The 1,584-nt window shown below is 59.7% G+C and carries 1 protein-coding gene; it reads left to right on the top strand.

What is annotated here, in order from left to right; translation table 11 throughout:
* The coding region (locus A3A5_RS0121635; RefSeq protein ID WP_018312612.1) for a Tn3 family transposase at window positions 1-1,584 on the top strand (1,584 nt) is incomplete at both ends.

The raw sequence follows: 1,584 nt of genomic DNA, 5'->3' as shown, positions 1-1,584 counted from the left end.
GTATCCGCCGTCATCTCCGGCCGCTGTATGTCGCGCTCGACTTCGCCGGCACTAATCCGGAAAGCCCGTGGCTCGCTGCATTGTCCTGGGCCAGGAGCGCGTTCGCCAAGCAACAGAGGCTGTCGCAACGACCGCTCGACGAATGTCCAGCGGCCACGCTGCCGAAACGCCTGCGACCGTACCTGCTGACCTTCGACGCCAACGGGAAGCCGACGGGCCTGCACGCCGATCGCTACGAGTTCTGGCTGTACCGCCAGGTCAGAAAGCGCTTCCAAGCGGGTGAACTCTACCTCGACGACAGCCTGAAACACCGTCATTTCTCCGACGAACTGGTTTCGAGGGAGGAAAAGGCTGATGCGCTCGCGCAAATGGACATCCCTTTCCTGCGGCAATCGATAGATGCCCAGCTCGATGCACTGAGGGTCGAACTGCGCGCGCAGTGGCTGGCATTCAACAACGAACTGAAACAGGGCAAGCTGACGCATCTGGAATACAACAAGGACACGAAGAAGCTCACCTGGCGCAAGCCCAAGGGCGAGAACCTGAAGGCACGCGAGAAGACATTCTACGAGCAACTGCCGTTCTGCGACGTGGCTGATGTGTTCCGCTTCGTCAACGGCCAGTGCCAATTCCTGTCAGCGCTGACGCCCATGCAGCCGCGCTACGCCAAGAAGGTGGCCGACGCTGACAGCCTGATGGCGGTCATCATCGCCCAGGCGATGAACCACGGCAACCATGTCATGGCTCGCACCAGTGACATTCCGTATCACGTGCTGGAAAGCACCTACCAGCAGTACCTGCGCCAGGCGACGCTGCTGTCGGCCAACGACCGCATCAGCAACGCCATCGCAACGCTGCCGATCTTCCCGTACTACTCGTTCGACCTCGACACGCTGTATGGTGCTGTCGACGGCCAAAAATTCGGCGTCGAGCGACCGACGGTAAAAGCACGCTATTCGCGCAAGTACTTCGCTCGCGGCAAAGGCGTGGTCGCCTACACGCTACTGTGCAACCACATCCCGCTCAACGGCTACCTCATCGGCGCACACGACTACGAAGCCCATCACGTATTCGACATTTGGTATCGCAACACGTCAAACATCGTGCCGACCGCGATCACAGGCGACATGCACAGCGTCAACAAAGCCAACTTCGCCATTCTGTACTGGTTCGGCCTGCACTTCGAGCCGCGCTTCACCGACCTCAATGCGCAGCTGAAGGAACTGTACTGCGCCGACGATCCGGTTCAGTACGAGAATTTCCTGATTCGTCCGGTTGGGAAAATCGACTGCGATCTCATCACCAGCGAGAAGCCGAACATCGACCAGATAGTGGCCACGCTCGGGCTGAAGGAGATGTCGCAGGGCACGCTGATCCGCAAGCTGTGCACCTATACCACGACGAACCCGACGCGGCGTGCGATCTTCGAGTTCGACAAGCTCATCCGCAGCATCTACACGCTGCGCTACCTGCGTGATCCGCAACTGGAACGCAACGTGCATCGCTCGCAGAACCGCATCGAGTCCTACCACCAGCTACGCTCGACCATTGCCCAGGTCGGCGGCAAGAAGGAATTGATCGGCC

This window comes from Cupriavidus sp. UYPR2.512 (assembly GCF_000379565.1).
Taxonomy (GTDB): Bacteria; Pseudomonadota; Gammaproteobacteria; order Burkholderiales; family Burkholderiaceae; genus Cupriavidus.
Note: the sequence above shows the minus strand (reverse complement) of the source record. Positions and strands in the feature narration are given on the sequence as shown.